The organism is Blautia sp. MSJ-19, assembly GCF_018918125.1.
Lineage (GTDB): Bacteria > Bacillota > Clostridia > Lachnospirales > Lachnospiraceae > Blautia_A.
Window position 1 is genome coordinate 1 of the sequence record NZ_JAHLQA010000024.1, and the last position, 20,123, is coordinate 20,123.

The window sequence follows — 20,123 nt, forward strand, 5'->3', positions numbered from 1 at the left end:
CTTTAAAATCTTTTCACATAGAAGACATTAAGTGTTTTATTCCTTGTGACTTTGCACCCGGATTGTCCGTTCCATATCCTTCTAGCAGATTGATCACTCCCCAGGCTGCAAGTCCGGCTCCGATCGCACAAACCAATGTTTTTAAGGTCGTAATTGCCGTTGTAAAAAATGCCATAAGTGTACCTTTGGAAAACTTACATTTTCCAGTCCTTTCTTAGATTTTTTCCAGAAAGGGAAGAAAACACTATATAAACCCTGCCTTTTGTGCTACACTAAGCATAGGATTTTCTACTTGGAAAATTCCTCACACGTACAGTCGGTATATTCATTTTCGTCGATGGATACCGACTGTTCCTTTTTTCCAAATTACTCATGATTTCCTCCCATGATCCACTTCCCGACAATTTGTCGAGAAGTTACATCTGATACAGTTCCACTTCATCCTCTGGTTTCAGTATCAGATTAGTACTCAGATATTTTTCAATATCAAAGGTATTCTTTTTGTCATAATCGGACAGATATTTGTAGTTTTTATGTTTGCAAATATCGTATTTATTTGAGAAAAATGGTCTGACACCTCTCACCTGCAGAATACATTTTCCCCCGTCCATGACTGCTATTTCATCCTGGCTCATCAACTCCTTTCCTGTTTTCTGGTAGTTCATTCCATAAGACCGCTGACTGCCTCTCGTATCCGATGTGTTATAAAGATCTATGGTTTCTTTTCCCAAAATCTCCGCTATTTCCTTTAATGTCGTTTTTTCCTTTCCACCCAGGAATAAGGTCGTATCACAGTTCCCTTCGATGGTATCGGCATTATCCTTATAAATTGCCTTAAGCTGAGACTTTGACTGCAAAATAATAGAAGCTGAGATTTCCCGGCTTCTAATCGTAGCAATCAGTTTTTCGAATTTAGGAATTTGTCCGATGTTCGCAAACTCGTCCAGGAGACACCGCACATGAATTGGAAGTCTGCCTCCATATACATCATCAGCTCTGTCACAGAGCAGATTAAAAAGCTGTGTGTACATAATAGAAACAATAAAATTAAAGGTATCATCGGTATCTGAAATAATAACAAACAATGCAGTTTTCCTGTCACCAACCAGATCCAGTTCCAGTTCGTCATAACTCATAAGCTCCCGCAGTTCCGCAATATCAAAGGGTGCGAGTCTTGCACCACAACTGATCAGAATAGATTTTGCTGTCTTACCAGTAACAAAATGTCAATAGTTTTTTAATCACTTTTTCCCGAAAATGGGCAAAAAAAGAACGCCAACATATAATCGACGTTCTTTTCTTAAAATTTAATCTTTTATTGCAGAATAGAGCCTAAAACCTGTCCTATTTTATCTACATCTATCGGTTTAGCTATATGACCATTCATGCCAACAGACAGTGCCATTTCTTCATCTTCCTTAAAGGCATTTGCAGTCATAGCAACAATTGGTATATTAGCTTTATCCTTATCTGCTAACCGCCTAATAGTCTGTGTTGCTTTATAACCATCCATATTCGGCATCTGGATATCCATCAAGATCAGATCATAGCTTCCCGCTGGCATCTGTTCTATCCTGCTGACACATTCTATCCCATCCTCAACGCGGTCAATCTTCAATCCCATTTCTTCCAGAATCGTAATTGCTATTTCCGCATTCAGATCATTATCCTCTGCTAGCAGAATATGTCTGCCTTTAAAAGCTTCTTTACGGACATTTTCAACTATACCTGATTTCTGATTGTAATATTTTTCATCTGCGATTCTATGCCGGAGTGTTACTGTAAATTTGGTTCCCTTTCCTAATTCGCTTTCAACTTCAATATTGCCGCCCATCATCTCTACAAGTTCTTTCACGATTGGCATTCCAAGTCCTGTCCCCGTCACTTTTCCGGTCGTTGTATTACGTTCACGGGTAAAAGCATCAAATAATTTCGGAAGATATTCTTTGCTCATCCCTATCCCATTATCAATAATCTCCGTTTTTATAAATATAAAGCCTTCCGTATCACATGGAATTTCTTGTGATCTTAATATCACCTTTCCTCCTGACGGGGTATACTTAACCGCATTACTGACAAGATTTACAAAAATCTGCTTGACCTTTGTAATATCACACATCACATGCTGATGCTGTACCTGCTGTTCATATATGAGCTGAACTTCTTTTTTCTTTGCAGTTGAAGCAAACACGCCCATAATTTCTTCCCAGATATTTCCAACCACTGCATAATTTTCATCCAGCTCCATTTTCCCACTTTCGATACGTGCCATATCCAGTACATTATTGATGATAGATAACAGCAGATTTCCGGACTGCTCCATTTTTCTCTGATAATGTAATAATTTAGGGTCTGTCAGTCCATTTTTCATCAACTGATTGTAACCTAACAGTGCATTCATTGGGGTACGGATATCATGAGACATATTAAAAAGGAAGTTTGACTTTGCAGCATTCGCATTTTCTGCCTGTATCTGAGCTTCTTTAGCTTTTTCTTCTGCAATTTGTGCTTTCTTTAAAAGTCTAAGAATCACAGCTAATATTAGGAATACTATTAAACCAAAACTTAATGCGACCGCTAACAAATTATCTTTAATAAAATCCGTTATTGTAACCTTTTTCAGAGTGTCCTCATACATAGATACCGCACCCGTCAGCTTAGATGTCTGAATGGATTTCAGTGTCTTATTTAAAATGGATAATAAAACCGTATTACCTTTCAAAACACCAAATGATGAGTTAGCTGATTTTGTCAAAAACGTACAATGAAGTTTCGTATTACCTAAAAAGTTTGTCGCCTGACCTGCTCTGGCTATCAGACAATCTGCTTTGTCTTCCTGCACCATTTTTTCAGCATCTTTAAGAGAATCACATTCTATAATTTTCCAGTCCGGATAACTATAGGAAACATACCATTTAAATTTTGCATTTTCCTTTGGCACAGCTATTGTATTTTCTTTTGATTCATCAAAGCCTTCCAGAGATGTCACCACTGCTAAAGGCACTGATAATACGGTGTTAGACAAAGATATATTATTTTTTTCTGCATAATACGGATTTTGATTGACATGAAAAATCATATCAATTTTATCATTCTTTAATGCCTGTATCTGTTCTTCCTGAGTGTCAAATCCAACTATCTCAAACTTCAATGTCTGCCCCAGGGAATTTTTAGCATAATCCATATAATCATTAAGTACGCCTACAAGCTCACCGTTTTTTGAATCTGTAGCACTAAATCCCGGATCATCCTTTAAATATCCAATACGGATTGCTCCATGTTGTTTTAACCATTCCTGCTCTTCCTTTGAAAGGACTGCTACTGACTGTGTTGCGATATACTCTTCATAAAGCTTATCGGAATAAAAAGGTTTATCATTTTCCATAGAACGCATTGCACTGTCAAGTTCTTCTTTTATGTCAGGACGATTCTTACTGATTCCATAATATATTTCTGATCCACCTGTTGTAACAACCGAAGACAATCCGGCATCTACCCATATTGAAGTTTCCGTTGAGATAACACCTTGAATTTCATGTTTTTCTAGTAGTTCCTTTGCCTGGTCAATGCTATCGACAAACACATGATTGGTTTTTACGTTATATTTTTTCTCCCACTCACTGAACTGCGTTGTCTGCACACTACCTTCCATCATGCCAATCGACTTACCATTTAATGTTGACAGATCAGAGGCGGAAATATCCGAATTAGTAAGATCTGCATACAGATAATATTTTTCTTCTCCCATTGGCTGGTCAGAAAATAACATGGTCTCGGCACGTTCATCGGTATAGAAAAGAGCACTCATCATGTCTATTTCACCATTTTGTAACTTTTGAAACAATTCCTCCCAGCTTCCCTGTACATATTCATAATCCCATCCAGTGTATGCAGAAACTGCCTGTTCATACTCATATCCGTATCCGCTCCGATTGCCATTTTTATCCGTGATATGATAGGAATCCTCGTACCAGCCCACACGAACAACTTGTGATTTTGATTGTTTGTTTTCTGTTGCCATTGATACTGATTCTTCTGCACTCACATGAATCGGTGTTAATACCAAAAACATTGTAATGCAAAATAAAATGCAACTTAGTCTGCATGATTTTTTGTGGATTCTAATCATATTCTTCCCCTCAAGATAATACTATCTTTCTTTCTCATATTCTCTTTTATAAAACAATTCGATTTTTACTTATAAGGTATCAATTATATTATACCCCCCCCCGAATAATATCGTCAATCAAGAGTATTACACGTTCAGCGGATTCATTTTCATTGCTTCATTTTTTAATATTTATTGATATAACAATCCCACTTTTCTACTCTAAATAAAAACATCCGAATTTTGAAATACTATTTCTATATCATTTTCTTATAAGGTTCAAAAGTGGACTCATATTAGTCCCATTATATCATTTTCGACCGATATGATAAAGATAAATATGGACTAATTTCAGTCCTCTATCTCAGGTGATGTGAATGGAACAAAAAATTAAGCAGGTTGGAATTGATATCGGTGGAAATATTCGTCGTATCAGATTACAGAAAGGCTACGGTCAAACTGAACTTGTCCGTATGCTCCAGTTAAAAAATATAGACATGACCAGAGAATCACTGGTAAAAATCGAAAGAGGAATCCAGCATATTACAGGTACGCAGCTTCGTGGTATCCGGGATTGTCTGAATACTACTTATGATGAGTTACTCAGCGAATCATTTCACAAAAAATAAAAAGCCTACCATTATCCGTAGAATACTCCACAGATAATAGTAGGCTTGCTTTATATCTCTTTTTTATCAAACTGCCTGTCGGCTTGCTTCCGTAACCAGCATCCTGTTGATTTTCTCCTGCATAGTTTCTTTTGCATCTTCATTGAAGTGATAACGGACAATATATACTGTCTGCCCGATTTTCTTTGTAAATGTGTTTCCTTCTGTCTTTGTATTCATCATTTTTTCCATAATCATCTATTTCCTTTCTTTCCTGTGCCCGACAGAGATAGGATTACTTCTGTCCCTGCCGGAAGTTTATTGATACGCTGACAACGTAAGTGTCAACATGGGGGGTGAAACTTTTTACTGGTTGTTTTTTATTTTCCAAAATACTACTGAAAAGTTTTTTGAATGTTCTTGTTGACACCTGTTAAAAAGTAGCTGAAACACCAGTAAATACAAGGGATTTCAGTGTCAACAAAACTGTCAACAAGAGATAAATTTACGGGGAATTTGTAACCTTCCGGTGCCAAAATCAGCCTTTCTCTTTGTCGGGCAGGTCAAATGGCAGCTCCAACTGTTCTGCCTTCGTCAGCTTCATAAATCCGTCTTTGTCCGGTTCGTTGCCACCCTCTTCTTCTGTTCCTTCCCTAATCCAACTCCTCTGTCTGCCATAGCCTTCCTTTGAAAATCTGTGGACTCCTGCCCTCTTCCATCCGGTGATCTGCGTATCCATAATAGAACATATCTCGTTTGTCTCGAATTTTTTCGGTTCCCGGTCAAAATGGTCAAAGGCTTCTTTCCAGATCTGGACGGAACATACATGAGTCCCTTTATAGGCATCCAGCCATCCCTGAATCATTCCTGCCATTGTATCTTCCTGCGTGAACTGTTTCCGGTATTCACTGATCTCCTGTTCCATTTCTTTTGAAAACTTCAACAGGCTGTTCTTATTCTCTGTTGACCAGTAGATTTCCATTGCTTCTGCCCAAAGCTGGTCAAAATAGGCTCTGGCTTCTTTTTCATCATCAAGGATATGCTTCTCTGCCTTGCTGCTGTCAATGGCAATCGGCAGGAACCGTCTTGCCCCGGTACGGTCAAATGGAATGAACTGCCTTGTATTCGTCGACCCGGCAAAGATACACTGTCGTTTTCGGTCTTCCTCATATTTATCGTAGGGATTCCGGTAGGTGTCTTTCTGCCTGGTCAGGAATGATTTAATCTCTTCATTGCTTTTTGCACTGATTGCTGCAATCATCTCTGACATTTCCATGATCCAGTGTCCCCGGAGATGCTCGTATATCTTGCTGTCATTCAACTGTTTCAGATCATCAGAGAACCAGTCATCATTCAATGCAAGGAAACGGAAGAATGTGGATTTCCCGGCTCCCTGCTGACCTACCAAGCAGAGCATTTCATCTGCCTTACAGCCCGGACGGTAGATTCTGCTCAACGCTTCCATCAGGAAATGTTTCACAACCTCATAGACAAAATCCGAAGCATCTGCCCCCATATACCGTTGCAGGACATAACGGATTCTCTCCTGCCCGTCCCATTCCAGTTGTTCCAGATACTCACAAATTGGGTGATATGCCCGGCTGTTGGCTTCTATACGGAGTGCCTTATCCATACATTTTTCACTTGTGAGCTTGTAATACCGTTCAAAAAAATAGTAAAAATAAGTCCTGCCATCATCGTCCAGCTTGCAGATTTCCTCATTCCACCAGAGCTTTTTCACAATATCAATCCTGCCTGTCAGCCTGTTATACTTCATGCTCTCACGCACAAGCGGATCATTTCTCAGCACGACCATATAATTCCCCACCGTTGCTTTCGCAGTTCCTTTTTGTGTATATTCCAGCATCTGTTTCACTTCATCTACTTTACTTTTATCTACCATCCGCAGCATTTCTTTCATGGCATCTTTCTGTTCTTTTGTGGCAATCTCCTTTATCTTCTCTTTCGCATTGCTCAATCCTCTCCACCTCCTTCCATTTTTCTCTCACAAGTGCTTCCTTATCTGCCCTGTCCCCAAAGAGCAGGATATCCAGATAATACTCAACAACCGTCAGTTCCCTGAGAGCAGTCATAAACTTTTCATGCCATTCTTCTGTCCATGTTTCTGGTGCATACTGCTCTTTCCATTCCAGAAGCAGGCTGCGGTAATCCAGATATACTCTCAGACATCTTAGATATTTTTTCTGCCAGATTTCTTCCGGTGTCGGCTCCGGCTTTTTTATCGGAACACTTCTCCTGTTCTTCGGTGATCCCCTGTCCCTGCCGGAATAAGGAATCCCAAAATCATCTGCCAGCTTCATGGCTGCATCTTTCAGGCCCATACCAAACAGTTGTGCTGTAAAATCAATGGCATCCCCGGTACAGCCACACCCAAAACAGTAATATCTCCGGTCAACTTTCATACTGGGTGATTTGTCATTATGAAAAATACAACGGATCAGTCCGCTCCTGTTGGGCTTCAAGCCATACAGCTCAGCAACCTGCCGGACGGTCACGTTCTGTTTTACTTCATCAAATAATCCCAATTCATTTCCTCACTTTCTTATAACCGCTTCCCAAATCCGGGAAGCACTTTTTACTCAAAACAAAAAAGGCACTTTGTCCTGTCCTTACGGAATCAACAAAATGCCCTTATAGTTCCAGATCACTGGAACGTGATTTTCCTTTATTCAGTTGTTTTCTCTCTGCCTCTTCTCTTTGAATCTTTGCTACATTCTGTGCAAGTTTTTCTCGGATAGACGGCTTCACCTCATTCTTGATTTCTTCCACAACCGCTTTCTTTTTCTCTGGTTGTTTTAACTGGCGGACGATTTTTACAACAGCTTTTTCCATCGCATTTTCAATTTTCCGTATCAGTCCATCTAACCTTTTTATCGCATATTCCTTTTCTTTTCGTGATGCTTTTCGTTCCGGACTCTGTATCCAGCTTTTAGAATCTTCAGCCAGATAAATATCATCTTTTCTGGTAGCCAGCACAGCTTCCTTTGCCACCTTCTCTACTGCCTTGTCATAGGCTTCACTGGATACTTCATCAAGCAAGGTTTCCACATCTTCAATACGGACGGTAAGCTGTTGCAGTTCCTCTCTCTGTTCTTCAATCAGCTCACCCTGACTTAGAATCCTGTCAGAATTGGAAATGAAATTTTCTTTAAACTCTTTTTCCTGCTGTTCTATTTTTTCTTTCTGCGACTGGATAACCCTTTCATTTGCCCGGACATGATTGGACTGCCTTGCAAGTTCCAGATGATTTGCATTGACCTTATCCCTCTGCTGGTTGAGCATTTCCTGCTGGACCGCAATCTCTTCTTTCTGCTTCATGCGGATATAATCCTGTTTCTCCAGATACTGCCTTCCACCATAGGACGGTTCTTCGTCGATTTCCAGTCCATGACGTTTGCAGATATCCAGGAACATTGTCCGGCAGGCAGAATCAAAAACGACCTTGCGGTTATTTGTCTTTGATCTCTTCTTTTCCGGATTCGGAAGTTCAAAGCCAAGCTCTTCCAATGCCGCTTCCTGTTTCGGTTCAATCTCTCCATATCGGTTTGTAGCATCGAATACATGACGCTCATGGATATGCGGTGTTGCTTCATCCAGGTGCAGTGACCAGTCAATGATATGCACATTAGAACCAAACCGCTCATCGAACTCTTTCTTAAATTCATCAAACACTAAGACCAGCGTTTCCACAGAAGCGTGTTCATCTATCGTCCCAAGCTGATAGATGCTTTCTTCCGGGCAGGTCTTTTTATTTTTCAGGACATCTTCCACCCCTTTGCATCTGTCGGGGTGTCTTGCTTTCTCATGACGCTTATTCTGGTTGATGACATAGTCGCTGTAATGCTCCACATAGTATGCCATCTCAATCTGGTTGAATGAAAAATTATTGTCTTTCCCCCGGTCTGCCATTGTGGTATATCCCTGATAGCAGTCCCAGTAAATATTTTGCCGGACTCTTTCATTGTCGATATGCTCACTGTGTTCCGGGTCAAATCTCCGGTCATTGTGGAGCGGATTGTAAACACCATCTTTTCCAGATCTGCCGTTATGCCTTGTGCCTTTCAATTCACATCTCTCCTTTTTTCAAATTGTTTCCCCGGAGGGGATTGCAGCGAAGCTGCCAAAAGTCTCTGTCCCCGTTACAGACAGTACCCAGTACCATATGGCGAAACGCCATATCACTGGGCAATGGCTGCCGCCCTTAACCTGCTAAGGGCTTTGCCCCTTAACCCCAGCAAGGTGCTGCCGCCCTTTGCAATCCAGGCACAAAGGACTTCCAGCCCTCTGTACTCCCGGCAGACAAAACGTAACTCCTGCCGCTGTCCCTTCGGCATGATCTCCGTCCCGTCTGTTTTTCAAAAATCCTCTGTATCGGATTTTGTGAAAATGTAAAAATGGGCAAAACAAAAGGCACTAACTTTTTACGGTTAATGCCCTTTCCTTTACTCATTCACATTTTTAAATGCTTCCTGTATGTATCATTCTGCTAATTGCTTCAGAACCATTTTTACAATCTTCCTGAGTTTCATTCCATCCCTCAATCCCAGTCTGTAAAAAAATTCTTCAGTCTCTGCTCCGCTGTTAAATATCTGGTCACAGTATTTTGTAATGATCTCTTCCTGTTCCGGTGGAAGTGTGGCGATCACTTTCTTATATTCTTCCTCAACTTCATCCGGTTCTGTCACAGACGGCTGACCCAGTTTCCAGTCTGCATACGATTTTCCCATATGCTCCGTTATGGTCAGGTTGATAAATTCTTCAATCTCTTTTGTCATTTTCATTTGAGAATCCCATTCCTTTCTCCGTCGGTCTACTCCATCAATGCTTCCAACATAACCTGAACGACTTCTCTCAGCTTCAGACCGTCCCTTAATCCCATGCGGTAATAAAACTCATTCAGATCACTGTTATTATTTGAAGTTTCCGTCATATAGTCAAAAATGATTTTTCCCTGCTCTTTCGGCAGCTTCCGAATCAGCTTTTGCACTTTCAGCTCCAGTTCTTCATTGAATGGATCATACTGCTCTCCATCTTTTTCCTGATAAACTTCTTCCATTCGTTTCCCAATCAGGTCATTCATGAACTCTTTCATCTTTTCCGTTAATTCCATCTTTTTAATCTCCCATCAATCTGATTTTGAGTGTTTCCAGCCACACTACTGCCCAGCCGGAAAGCACAGGCAGGATATAAAGTATAAACCCTGCCACAAGCATCCTGACCGCTTCTGTGCCTGTCTCCTGTCCGAATCCATAACCCAGGACTGCTGTGATACAGATGATTCCCGACAGGATATGAAATACCGTTGCTGACAGCCATGTGAAGAACATAACCACCAGTTGTATCATTGTAAGGCATATCCGCACTGGCAATAATACGATTTTCATAATGATTCTTACAACTACCATGACTGTCCACCCCTTTCACTGTTTCAGATAACTGCGGTAGCTGTCTATCACAGAATCGGTCACACCGCTTTTGTAAATCTTTCGGATATCAACGATCTGTTCATCTTTCAAAAGTTTCAGCCATTCCAGTAAATCTTTTCTACTGTTTGCAAAGTTACAGCATCTTCCATCTGCATATTCAATCCGGTATCTCATAAGCCCCTCCTACACATAAACCAGTTCATTTAAAATCATTTCATCTACCAGGCTCCTTACATTGTTTACCCGCCGAACCCATTCCATCTGGTCTCTGCTTTTCAATTCTTCTGTAATGCCTTCCTGTTCCATCATCTGATCCATAAGAAGATCCCTGCGTTCCATACACTGCTCATTCAGATCTGCAAGGTAAGTCCAGAGCTTTCCGCTCAATGTCAGATAGGAATACAATCCGCTCTTATAGTCTTTCAGATAATTTCTGTGAAGACTTCCATAAAAACCGATATCTCTTCTTTCTTCCGGCACTGCGATCAATGGCAGATAGATTTCCCCGACAAGGATATAATCCAGACCATTACTGTCATCGTGAATGATTTTCTCTAATTTGCTCATGCTGATGCAACTCCTTTCTTCGGTTCTGCAGGTGGAAGCAGTGATACCGGAATGAACACACCTTTTGCAATATCTTCCTGCCGGATTTCTTCTTTTTTGGCATCCATCTCAGCTTTCTTTTTTGCCTTTGTCCGTTCATAGTATTCCTGCTGCTTTCCATTTGCTTTTCTTTTCAGATAATTCTGGTGAAGCCTGTATTTTCTGGCTTCCCTTTTTTTCATTTCTTCCATTTCCTCCGGTGTCATTTCCACTTCACCGAAATGTGGCGGTAAATATCTGCCAATGAAATTAAAATAGATTTCCACTTCCTGTGTTGTCTCAACGCTTCCTTTCCGGTCACGCTCATGCACCACAATCTTTTCAACAAATTCATTCAGCATGTAAGTAGTCAGTTCATCAAAGTTTTGGTATTTATCAACCAGTGAAATAAACTTCTCCGCTGACCTGCGACCTTCCTCATAACTGGATAACTCTGTTTCCATATCTGCGATCTCTGCGGATAACTCCTTCTGTTCTTTGGAATACTGCCCGTCCAGAATCGCATAGCGTTCATCTGGCAGCTTGCCGAGAATGTTATCCTCATAAATCCGGCAGATCAGTTTTTCCAGTTCCTGCACACGCTTTTTCGCTTCCGATAGTCTGCTTTTCAATCGTGTAATCTCACTGGACTGCTGTGAAGTCTGTGCCTTTTTTACCGTCTCTATGAACTCTTCCCGGTTAAGCTGGGAATATTCCGCAACAGCCTTTAAAAGCTCCCTAATCAGTTCCATGACCACATCAGCATTGATTCTGTGCTGTGTCGGGCAGAGCGTTCCAACCGGAACTTTAGAATATGCGGAGCAGGTATATTGTGGCACCCTCTTTCCATTGTTTACCCGGTGGACATACATTTTGGAACCGCAGTCTGCACAATACATCAAGCCTGTCAGTGGGTGGGCTTCCCCCCAGCCATCTGGATACCTTTTCACATTGCTTCGGATTCTCTGCACATTATCAAAAGTTTCCTGATCTATGATAGCTTCCTGCGTATTCTCAAATACCGTCCAGTTATCCTCAGATACATAATGGCTTTTCTTGTCCTTAAAATGCTTTCTGGTTTTGAAGTTCACTGTATGACCAAGATACTCCCTTTTCTTCAAAATCCCTGCAACCGTAGAGGAACCCCACCCATACGGATCTTTGATTTCCTCCACTCTGCCTTTCCATAAACCGACATCTTTCTTTGCCATATGCACCGCTGGTATCTCAATCTTATCTTCTTTCAGTATCCGGGCAATCTGATAAGGCCCGTATCCGTCCATCGTCATGTGGAAAATTCTCCGTACAACTGCTGCCGCTTCTTCATCAATGACCCACATATTCGGATCGTCCTTATCTTTCAGATAACCATACGGTGTTGTACTTGCCACATGCTTTCCTGACTTGCCCTTTGCCTTAAAGGTAGATTTAATCTTTTTGCTGGTATCCCTTGCATACCACTCATTCATAATATTTCGGAATGGGGTAAAATCATCATCCTCCCGGAAGCTGTCCACGTTCTCATTGACTGCGATCAGCCGGACGTTCTTCTGCCGGAGCAGTTCCATGTACTGTCCCACTTTCAGATAATCTCTTCCCATTCGGCTCATATCTTTTATCAGGATCGTCCCAACTTTCCCGGACTCCACTTCTCTCATCATGGCAAGAAAGCCGGGGCGGTCAAATCTTGTACCTGAGATTCCATCATCTGTAAAATGCACCAGATTGGTAAAACCATGCTCTTTTGCATACTGTTCCAGAAGCTTTTTCTGGTTTGAGATACTGTTGGATTCCCCGTTTAATTCATCATCACGACTGAGACGCTCATACAACGCTGTCATGAATCCCTGTGTCTGTGCCATTCTCTGACGCCCTCCTTTCTTCGTTTTTCCGTTCCTGTGTTCATCCCATATCCGTTCCTGTACCGGGTTCCGATGTTTCCGGCACGTATTTCCAGAAGAGACATGCAAAATGCACATTCAGGTCTGGTATCCCTATGGGCAGGCTGTTCCGTTTTCAAGGTTCGTGTAAGAAACCTCAAAAATCTCTTTACACGAAACCCATCGCCCAGCTCCACTTTTACAGTGTGCCTGACGGAACTTTTTGGTTTTGTGTCATTCTGAAATGCTCCTTACACTAATTACATGTCTGGAGTGCCAAAAGGTTGGTATGTTTCAGAATGTTTTTAAAAAAGTACAATTTTGTGTTTTGCGTAAAAAAATAAGCCTCAAGAGACTTTTTAATCACTTTGGAGCTCCAATTCTTAAAAAAATAGTGATTAAGAAGTCTCTTCAAGCTTATAACACCTGCAGCCAGCTTGTATTTTTTGTACTGCCTTACCGCAAAATGGTTCGGGTCTTTCTGCTCCAGTTCATCAAACATCAGATCCACTGGATTCTTGAAATTCTCATCATCTTCCCTGGCTTCTGACGCATTGATCATTTCCAACAGAGTATTAAAATTTTTTTCTTCTTCCCTGCCTTCATACCAGATATAACCAATCAGGGCACAATAATAGAGTTTTTCCGCCTTTACCCAAAAATCCTCACCCGATTGCTGCCCTTCACCTTTGGTATTAGCAATAATGGTTGTTACCAGTTTTAGAATATCTTTTTCACTGCGGATATATACAAATGGATTATAGTGCATGGATTTTTTGAAATTAATTGTATTCAAAACTTTGATTTTATACGGTTCGTATATAATTTTTTCCTCTTTGTCCCGTACGATTTTTCCATTCTCATCCGTCATCGGACTGCCTTTTGCCAGCATACTGCCAACTTCCAGAAGCACAGTTCCCTTCGGATCAGTAATCACATAAGAGCTGTGCATCTGCATAATGTTAGGCTTTACAAAAAATCTGGTTTTTCCAGAACCGGAACCGCCAATTACCAGAATGTTTTTATTCCTGGCGTATTTCGGATTCTTTGGTCTGCTTGACATAGTAAGACTCTCTGTTTCTGTGAGAATAATATTATTTTCAAATTCAGGATCCGCATATGGTCGTATATCTTTTTCTGTTCCCCATCTGGCAGAACCATACTCCACACCCAGCCGATATTTCCTGGCATTTTTCGTGCGGTAAATAATAACAAATTTTACAACCACGCCTCCTGCGATTCCCCAAAACAGATCCATATAATTCAAACTTGGCCAGAGATTCCGAAACGCCAGTTCAAAATAAGTAATAGTGTTCATAAATTTATCCCAGGAAGTTGCTCCGGTGTTTACCCGATACAGCCAGGCAATCTTATTGAAAAAATAAGCAAACATCAGATAGGGGAAATTAGCTAAAAACAGCTTTTTCTGATCTGTCCTCTTCAATTCACTTGCCTTATCCGTGATCAGATTTTTCACATCCGCAAGCATTTTTCCTGGGATACTCTCTGAGGAAAAAACAGCTTTTCCAGATATTTTTCTCTTTTTCGGAGAGCCTCTGATATGCTGAACTTTTCCTCTTTTCTTCTTATGCTGCTGTTTTTTCTCCGTCATAAACTCTGCCCTCTGTCTTTCTGCTGTTCTCTTGCTCGTTCTCTGTTCTTTCCTTTAGACACAGCATCCTTAAAGTGCATAAGTTTTTTCATAATAGATGGCTTATCCTTTTTGTTCATCTGTACACCCAAATATTCCTTAAATGCCAGATTCATCATTTCTGTATCCTGCCCTTTAAAGAACACATAGTAGGTCGGTGGCTTGGTCGAACTGTCTTTTTTCAAGGCAAAATCTAAACGGTATTTTTTCGCCACACGCTCAAAGGACTTGATATTTCCATCTGTGATTTCAATATTGGATAAACCAGAACCCTGGCTTTTCAGTTCTTTGTATGACTGTTTTCCAACCTTATAAGGATTCTTTCCTTTTTGTTTCTGTCCTGACAGATACTTCCGCAGCATATTTTTTAACACGTCGGCAGTCACTCTTGCAGTTTTAACCGACAATGCGATTGTTTTCTGAGTAACTTCTTCCTGCAATTTGCACGCCTCCTTTCGATTCTGATCAGCAAATTATGGTGGAACTAACAGATGGGGGAGATATATTTTCATCGGAATTTGGCTCCTTTCCACTTCCCGACAAATTGTCGAGAAGTCATGGGTTTTAATTTTTCACTGTCTGCTTCAATAAATAAATTGTGCTGAACTGCACATATAACTTTTCTTCTTCCCAATCCATCTGATCCATCAGTAAACACTGAAATAATACATCTACATCCTGCAATTTATAAATCCTGTTGCACGTTTCTGACAAACCTTTTAATTCCAGAACCTCTTGCATTGCGTTTCGCCTGTGCATAAGGCATTGCAGATATAATGCTTCCAGATGTTTCTGACTGAAAATAAGTGCTGTGATATCCTGTTCATTAACAGTACATTTACGTTTTTCTAACTCTTCCTGGGAAATATCCAGAAAACACCGGATATTTTCGACATATACATCACCATCAAATGTTGGATGCTTTTTCTTAATCCATCGTTTCGCCGCTACCTCCATATTCTTTCTGTCTCGATCAGATCTGGCACTACGGAAATTCAGCCTTTTGCCCATTTCTGCATAGATATTACTTTTCACCTGCCGATCTGCCAATGCTGCGTATTCTTCATTGCGAAAAAAATAATCTAAAAGTTGGTTCATCTTAGCCTGACTATCTACCAAATGATAACATTCCTCGGAAAACCCCAAACCCGCAAATGCAACTGGCGCACTTCCTTTTTTGATTTCTTTTTCAATTACTCTCAAAATATCTCTCTTTGATTCCATTTCTTGCTTTCCTTTCTCTTCTTCAATTTTCTGATTCTGTCCACAGATCATCAATAAGTTTTCATCTGCTCTTTTCGCTGTCAGTGTTAATGAATAACAAACCAAAACCAGAAACAGTGATATCAATACACTTCCTACACCAATCATAAAAACTTTTCCCCCTCCAATACATGAAGCAATCCGTCCCACTTAAAAAACGGACTGATTTTTTTCAGCATAGCAATCAAGTCCGCTTCATTTTCTATTTCAATATTCAAAAATTCTATTACACTAATTTCAAGTCCATCCGCAATTTTCTTTAATTGTTCTACTTTCGGCTTTCGTATGCCTATTTCATACTTCCGAATTGTATTCACATTAATTCCTGTTCGTTCTGCAAGCAGCTCCTGCGATAGCCCTCTCTGTTTCCGAAAATAACGAATCTTTTCATTTATCTCCATGTCTTTCATCTGTTGAACTTCTCGACAATTTGTCGGGAAGTTGTTCCCTTTCCCAGTTTTCTTTTCCTTCATATCCATACATAGATATTTCCTCATCCAATAGCCTTGCAACCATAAAGCAACAAGACAGCAAAAACAAAAGCACTATTCCTGCCATAATAATAATTATCAAATCAATCACATCTCATCCTCCTATGTAAGCGGTACAGAAAAAGCAGCCTTGACAGACTGCTTTTTCAATCACCATATTCTATTTTTGTTCTCATGTAAAAAGGCTTCCGAAATTGTGCGAATCCCAAACGCTAATCCATCTATGTAAGCGTCTCTCTGTTCTGTTTGTTTAAGATTTAAAGTATATTCCTTGTAATCCTCAAACATTGCCTGCAGATCCGGACTCATTAGACTTATCATTTCCTTTTCTAATGTTTCACACAGTTCCTTTGTCTCTTCATAACTTTTACTTTGTGTCTCACATTGATTCATTGGATAAATGCTATAATACAATTTTTCCAGTTGCTTTTCGCTCATTTTTGATCACCATTTCTTTCAGTCTTTTTATGATCCATATAATTCCAGAAATGCCGTTTTTTAGCAAAATGCCTGCTACAGCTAATAATCTCCAGGCAAGAACCCCTATTCCAATCAAACTTCCTACCATCAGTTTAAGTACCACCAAACCAAGCATTTCCCCTGTCCCCACATTTCTTGGAACGACCAACAAAAACATTTTCTGGATTCCGAAAGGTATTCCCACAAAAAGCAATAATTTTCTCCAGTCTAATATTTCACCATTCATGCACATAGGGTGAACAATTAAGCAGATAATCATAGCTATTGCACCAGGAATTATCAATTTTGTTATAATTTCTTTTCCTCTCATATGCCACCTCCGTACATATCATGATTTACTTTTGCCTGGTAATAATTGCCTATTGTCGTTATTGAATTCATAAGACAGGTAAGCAAGTACGCTTTTATGTTCTTTACTTCCCTGGTATTCTCATGCAGACAGTCAAGTACATACTCTATGTGGCTTTCTTCCAGCAACAATAATCTACTTTTTACGAACTGATATGGGTATTTCACTCCACTGATTGTAATATTCTCCCGTTCTATGCTGATTGTTTCCACAATTAGTGCCACAATTTCATCCAACTGTTGCTGTTCCCCTAATCTGCATCGTTGTACAAGACAGTCATATTCAATATTTCTTTTTACAAGTGCAGTATTCATCTGGAATAGCTTCATCTCTTCCATCAAATCCATTGACTGCTGTTCGGAAGAATCTGAAAGATTGATAAGATCAGTATTACTTCTGTCAGTATTACTAATATCAGTATAATTATAATTAGTATTATTAGGGTCGGTTTTTCCGACTTCTGTACTTCGGTTTTTCCGAACTCCAGACTTCGATTTTTCCGACTTCCAGACTTCGGTTTTTCCGAACTCTTGACTTCGACTTTCCAGAACTCCAGACTTCGGTTTTTCCGAACTCTTGACTTCGGCTTTTCCGACTTCTTGACTTCGGTTATCATTCTCTGCCGAATCTAATACTTTTTCTTTTCTATATACAAAGCTCTTTACATAAATAATTGTTGGTTTTCCCAATCCTCTCTTTACTCTTTCAATCAAACCAATTCCTTTATCAGTATCTAATTCTGCAAGAATTTTCACACCTTTGTCTTTTCCGCAGTTCATATATTCCATCACTTGTTCCAATGTAAATATGATATAAACTTTCCCCTCATTGTCCACCCAATTATTTCTGATAGACAAAGCCATTCTGTCCAGCATCAGCCCATAAAGAACCTTTGCATCGCTGGACAGATTACGGAAATATTCATCTGTGAATAATACTTTGGGAATACGGTAAAAAGCAAACTGTTCCGATTCATAATCGTGAAAATAACCAAACTCTATTTTTGTGCTTTCGGATTTTGCCATTTTGCTTTCTCTCCTTCCCTCGTTATTGGCTTTTCTTCCAGTTATCAAGCAGTTCATAGATAACCTGTTCAATCTGTTCTCTGTTATATTCCTTTGGGAAATACTTTCGTATTTTCTTTTCAGTTAAAGTAACTTTTCCTGTCTCTGTTTTCTTTTCATTCAGAATAAGCTGTACCGCTAATTCTGTCAGTTTACCTTCACCGCTGTATTGCTTCAGTTTTGTTGCCATTGAACCTGTAACAGAGCTTGCTCCAGACACTATGCAGTCTTTCACCCAAATCTGCTCCGTTTCTGATAAATAGGTTAATGAAACACCTACTGTAAAATTAATCTTTCCTTCATCCAACAATTTCAGCAATTCCGGAATAAGACAGGTCAAGCGTATGTAACGCTGAACGGTTCTTCCACTGTCACCGGCAGCCTGTCCAACCAGATCTGCACTGTCAACAGAAGCTGCGTTTTCGTCTTTTATGCCCTGATGTTTTACTGCATCCATCTTCATCTTATAAGCATATGCCTTTTCGCTTGGAAGCAAACTTTCTCTCTGTATATTAGAATCCACCATAACGATTACGGCTTCATCATCGGTATAGTTCCGTATGAGTACTGGCATTTTACTTTTTCCAGCCAGTTCGCAACCACGTTTTCTCCTGTGACCAGCAATCAGTTCATATCCTCCCTCTGCGCGAGGACGTACCAATGCAGGATTTAAAATGCCATAATTCTTGATACTTTCTACTGTTTCAGCCATTTTTTCATCATCATTTACATGAAATGGATGATTTCTAAAAGGATGTAACTCATTTAATGGCACTTCAACAATCTGATTAAGAGTATTCTGTTCGGCTTCATTGATTCCAAGCAATTCATCATAAGAAGTAAGCTGAATTTCTTTCTTAGGTTTACGCATGATTCAACACCTCCTGGACAAGTGCTTGATAACTGTACGCACCTTTTCCTTTTGCATCGTAAGAAAAAATACTGACACCTTCTGATGCAGTTTCGGCAAGAGCTTCTGTTCTTGGAATCGTCTGATCAAAAATTATAATCTCTGCTCCATAAGCATCTCGTACTGCCTGCTTATTTCTCTTTGAATTATTATAATGACTGCTGTCCATTGTAAACAGAATCCCTTCAATCTGTAAATCAGGATTAAATCTCTGATGAATGCCTTTCACAACTTTCAGTAATTCCATGAGGCCATCTGCCGCATAGTATTGAGGCTGCACCGGAATCAAAACGCTATCAGCTGCACTTAACGCATTAATTGTCATCATTCCCAACGAGGGCATACAATCAATCAGGATATAGTCATAATCATTTTCCAAAAGTTCCAGATATTCTTTTAAGACTTTTTCTCTGTCCTCTACCGTAAATAATGACATGTCCATTCCCGAAAGAAGTTTATTAGATGGAATTACATCTATTCCTTCCTCATGGTGTAAAATTGCTTCCCTGGGATCAAATTCTAATCCCATAATGATATTTTCCATCATTGTTTTCAATGTTACCCTTAAGTTCTTTGGAAAACCAAGTCCCATTGTCAAATGTCCCTGTGGATCAGCATCTATCAGCATTACACGTTTTCCAACCTTAGACAGTCCTACTCCAAGATTAATAGTTGTTGTAGTCTTTGCTACTCCACCTTTTTGATTTGCGATTGCGATTATTTTGCACATGATATAATTCTCCTGTATTTCTACTATTTTTTATTTACATTACTTTTTTCAATTTCAGCATAAGCTCTATAATATTTGCTCGTCCCTTTATTGGAATAAAGTTCCGATAATTCCATAACTTCAATTTTAGGATGACGCTGCAGGATTTTCTGAAACCATGCAATATCATTTTTTGTTCCCATCAGTCTCACTTTCAGCATTAATCTATTCCTCCAAGCATGGCATGTAACTTTTGATTGTACACTACATATTCCGGATAACGGATCTGTATTGCCTGCCAAAAATATGGTGCATATGCACAGCAGAAGATATCCTCTACTGTATACTGTCTGCACTCGTTTACCTGTTCCTCTGCATCTTCATAATCCCAAACGCTTGGCGTGCTGTTACAGTACAGATTAAATGCCATCCTTACCACTTTTAAGCTACCGCTTGTCTGTAACCGCCAAATAATCCAGCGGATTTTCTAATTCTTTGAATCCTTCTATAATTATAGCTGCTAGATACTTAGACTATTTCACTACAATTATGGAGGATAGGCTATGGCCAATACTCGC

At 39.9% G+C, this 20,123-nt stretch carries 23 protein-coding genes and 3 pseudogenes; 1 reads left to right on the plus strand and 25 read right to left on the minus strand.

The window, feature by feature from the left end; translation table 11 throughout:
• Window positions 1-13 precede the first annotated feature (13 nt).
• The 3 genes and pseudogenes from KQI91_RS08840 to KQI91_RS08850 all read right to left on the minus strand — a co-directional run bounded on the left by KQI91_RS08840 (window position 14) and on the right by KQI91_RS08850 (window position 4,021).
• Entirely contained in the window at window positions 14-175 is a 162-nt protein-coding gene (locus KQI91_RS08840) for a Maff2 family mobile element protein (RefSeq protein WP_055066063.1), read from the minus strand.
• A 241-nt stretch (window positions 176-416) separates the two neighbouring features.
• Window positions 417-1,214: pseudogene (locus tag KQI91_RS08845) on the minus strand (VirD4-like conjugal transfer protein, CD1115 family); the annotation flags it as partial.
• A 101-nt stretch (window positions 1,215-1,315) separates the two neighbouring features.
• Window positions 1,316-4,021: a transporter substrate-binding domain-containing protein gene (locus tag KQI91_RS08850; RefSeq protein ID WP_253288471.1), complete on the minus strand. Its 2,706-nt coding sequence runs from the start codon at window positions 4,019-4,021 to the stop codon at window positions 1,316-1,318.
• Between the two features lie 464 nt (window positions 4,022-4,485).
• Between KQI91_RS08850 and KQI91_RS08855 the strand changes: the two genes are divergently transcribed.
• Window positions 4,486-4,737, plus strand: coding sequence for a helix-turn-helix domain-containing protein (locus KQI91_RS08855; protein WP_216392464.1), 252 nt, complete (start codon window positions 4,486-4,488; stop codon window positions 4,735-4,737).
• Between the two features lie 66 nt (window positions 4,738-4,803).
• On the opposite strand, the gene KQI91_RS08860 is transcribed toward KQI91_RS08855, so the two are convergent.
• From KQI91_RS08860 to KQI91_RS08965, 22 genes and pseudogenes are all read right to left on the minus strand, one after another.
• Window positions 4,804-4,968, minus strand: coding sequence for a transposon-encoded TnpW family protein (locus tag KQI91_RS08860; RefSeq protein ID WP_216392465.1), 165 nt, complete (start codon window positions 4,966-4,968; stop codon window positions 4,804-4,806).
• 286 nt (window positions 4,969-5,254) lie between these two features.
• Window positions 5,255-6,694: a VapE domain-containing protein gene (locus tag KQI91_RS08865; RefSeq protein WP_442860605.1), complete on the minus strand. Its 1,440-nt coding sequence runs from the start codon at window positions 6,692-6,694 to the stop codon at window positions 5,255-5,257.
• Window positions 6,609-7,262, minus strand: coding sequence for a CHC2 zinc finger domain-containing protein (locus KQI91_RS08870; RefSeq protein ID WP_216392466.1), 654 nt, complete (start codon window positions 7,260-7,262; stop codon window positions 6,609-6,611). The genes KQI91_RS08865 and KQI91_RS08870 overlap by 86 nt, the downstream gene beginning before the upstream one ends.
• Window positions 7,263-7,368: 106 nt before the next feature.
• On the minus strand, window positions 7,369-8,802 hold the full coding sequence (locus KQI91_RS08875; protein WP_216392467.1) for a serine/arginine repetitive matrix protein 2: 1,434 nt from the start codon (window positions 8,800-8,802) through the stop codon (window positions 7,369-7,371).
• A gap of 413 nt (window positions 8,803-9,215) precedes the next feature.
• Window positions 9,216-9,518, minus strand: coding sequence for a hypothetical protein (locus KQI91_RS08880; protein WP_253288473.1), 303 nt, complete (start codon window positions 9,516-9,518; stop codon window positions 9,216-9,218).
• Between the two features lie 29 nt (window positions 9,519-9,547).
• Window positions 9,548-9,847, minus strand: a complete 300-nt coding sequence (locus tag KQI91_RS08885; RefSeq protein ID WP_216392468.1) for a hypothetical protein — start codon at window positions 9,845-9,847, stop codon at window positions 9,548-9,550.
• A 4-nt stretch (window positions 9,848-9,851) separates the two neighbouring features.
• A complete protein-coding gene (locus tag KQI91_RS08890) occupies window positions 9,852-10,142 on the minus strand; it encodes a hypothetical protein (RefSeq protein WP_216392469.1) in 291 nt (96 codons plus the stop codon).
• A 15-nt stretch (window positions 10,143-10,157) separates the two neighbouring features.
• The gene (locus tag KQI91_RS08895) at window positions 10,158-10,337 is read right to left on the minus strand and encodes a hypothetical protein (protein WP_216392470.1); all 180 of its coding nucleotides are present in this window, start codon (window positions 10,335-10,337) and stop codon (window positions 10,158-10,160) included.
• Window positions 10,338-10,346: 9 nt separating this feature from the next.
• Window positions 10,347-10,730 (minus strand): TnpV protein, encoded by a 384-nt coding sequence (locus KQI91_RS08900; RefSeq protein ID WP_216392471.1) that lies wholly within the window; start codon window positions 10,728-10,730, stop codon window positions 10,347-10,349.
• Window positions 10,727-12,610: a recombinase family protein gene (locus tag KQI91_RS08905; RefSeq protein WP_216392472.1), complete on the minus strand. Its 1,884-nt coding sequence runs from the start codon at window positions 12,608-12,610 to the stop codon at window positions 10,727-10,729. The genes KQI91_RS08900 and KQI91_RS08905 overlap by 4 nt, the downstream gene beginning before the upstream one ends.
• A 442-nt stretch (window positions 12,611-13,052) precedes the next feature.
• Window positions 13,053-14,117, minus strand: a pseudogene (locus KQI91_RS08910) (type IV secretory system conjugative DNA transfer family protein); the annotation flags it as partial.
• Between the two features lie 119 nt (window positions 14,118-14,236).
• On the minus strand, window positions 14,237-14,719 hold the full coding sequence (locus tag KQI91_RS08915; RefSeq protein ID WP_216392473.1) for a PcfB family protein: 483 nt from the start codon (window positions 14,717-14,719) through the stop codon (window positions 14,237-14,239).
• 124 nt (window positions 14,720-14,843) lie between these two features.
• Entirely contained in the window at window positions 14,844-15,650 is an 807-nt protein-coding gene (locus KQI91_RS08920) for a hypothetical protein (RefSeq protein ID WP_216392474.1), read from the minus strand.
• A complete protein-coding gene (locus KQI91_RS08925; protein WP_243269335.1) occupies window positions 15,647-15,952 on the minus strand; it encodes a helix-turn-helix domain-containing protein in 306 nt (101 codons plus the stop codon). Before KQI91_RS08925 ends, KQI91_RS08920 begins: the two co-directional genes overlap by 4 nt.
• On the minus strand, window positions 15,930-16,124 hold the full coding sequence (locus KQI91_RS08930) for a hypothetical protein (RefSeq protein WP_005426607.1): 195 nt from the start codon (window positions 16,122-16,124) through the stop codon (window positions 15,930-15,932). Before KQI91_RS08930 ends, KQI91_RS08925 begins: the two co-directional genes overlap by 23 nt.
• A gap of 59 nt (window positions 16,125-16,183) precedes the next feature.
• Window positions 16,184-16,471, minus strand: a complete 288-nt coding sequence (locus KQI91_RS08935; RefSeq protein WP_015541255.1) for a DUF6809 family protein — start codon at window positions 16,469-16,471, stop codon at window positions 16,184-16,186.
• On the minus strand, window positions 16,437-16,823 hold the full coding sequence (locus tag KQI91_RS08940; RefSeq protein WP_005426609.1) for a DUF6050 family protein: 387 nt from the start codon (window positions 16,821-16,823) through the stop codon (window positions 16,437-16,439). The genes KQI91_RS08935 and KQI91_RS08940 overlap by 35 nt, the downstream gene beginning before the upstream one ends.
• Entirely contained in the window at window positions 16,820-17,887 is a 1,068-nt protein-coding gene (locus KQI91_RS08945) for a DUF6017 domain-containing protein (protein WP_118013212.1), read from the minus strand. Before KQI91_RS08945 ends, KQI91_RS08940 begins: the two co-directional genes overlap by 4 nt.
• 22 nt (window positions 17,888-17,909) lie before the next feature.
• Complete coding sequence (locus KQI91_RS08950; protein WP_138277339.1) at window positions 17,910-18,797, minus strand: ParB/RepB/Spo0J family partition protein; 888 nt, start codon at window positions 18,795-18,797, stop codon at window positions 17,910-17,912.
• Window positions 18,790-19,566 (minus strand): ParA family protein, encoded by a 777-nt coding sequence (locus tag KQI91_RS08955; protein WP_005426615.1) that lies wholly within the window; start codon window positions 19,564-19,566, stop codon window positions 18,790-18,792. Before KQI91_RS08955 ends, KQI91_RS08950 begins: the two co-directional genes overlap by 8 nt.
• A 23-nt stretch (window positions 19,567-19,589) precedes the next feature.
• On the minus strand, window positions 19,590-19,766 hold the full coding sequence (locus tag KQI91_RS08960; RefSeq protein WP_005426617.1) for a hypothetical protein: 177 nt from the start codon (window positions 19,764-19,766) through the stop codon (window positions 19,590-19,592).
• A pseudogene (locus tag KQI91_RS08965) lies at window positions 19,766-20,005 on the minus strand (DUF6075 family protein); the annotation flags it as partial. The pseudogene KQI91_RS08965 and the gene KQI91_RS08960, both read right to left, overlap by 1 nt.
• Between the last annotated feature and the right edge of the window lie 118 nt (window positions 20,006-20,123).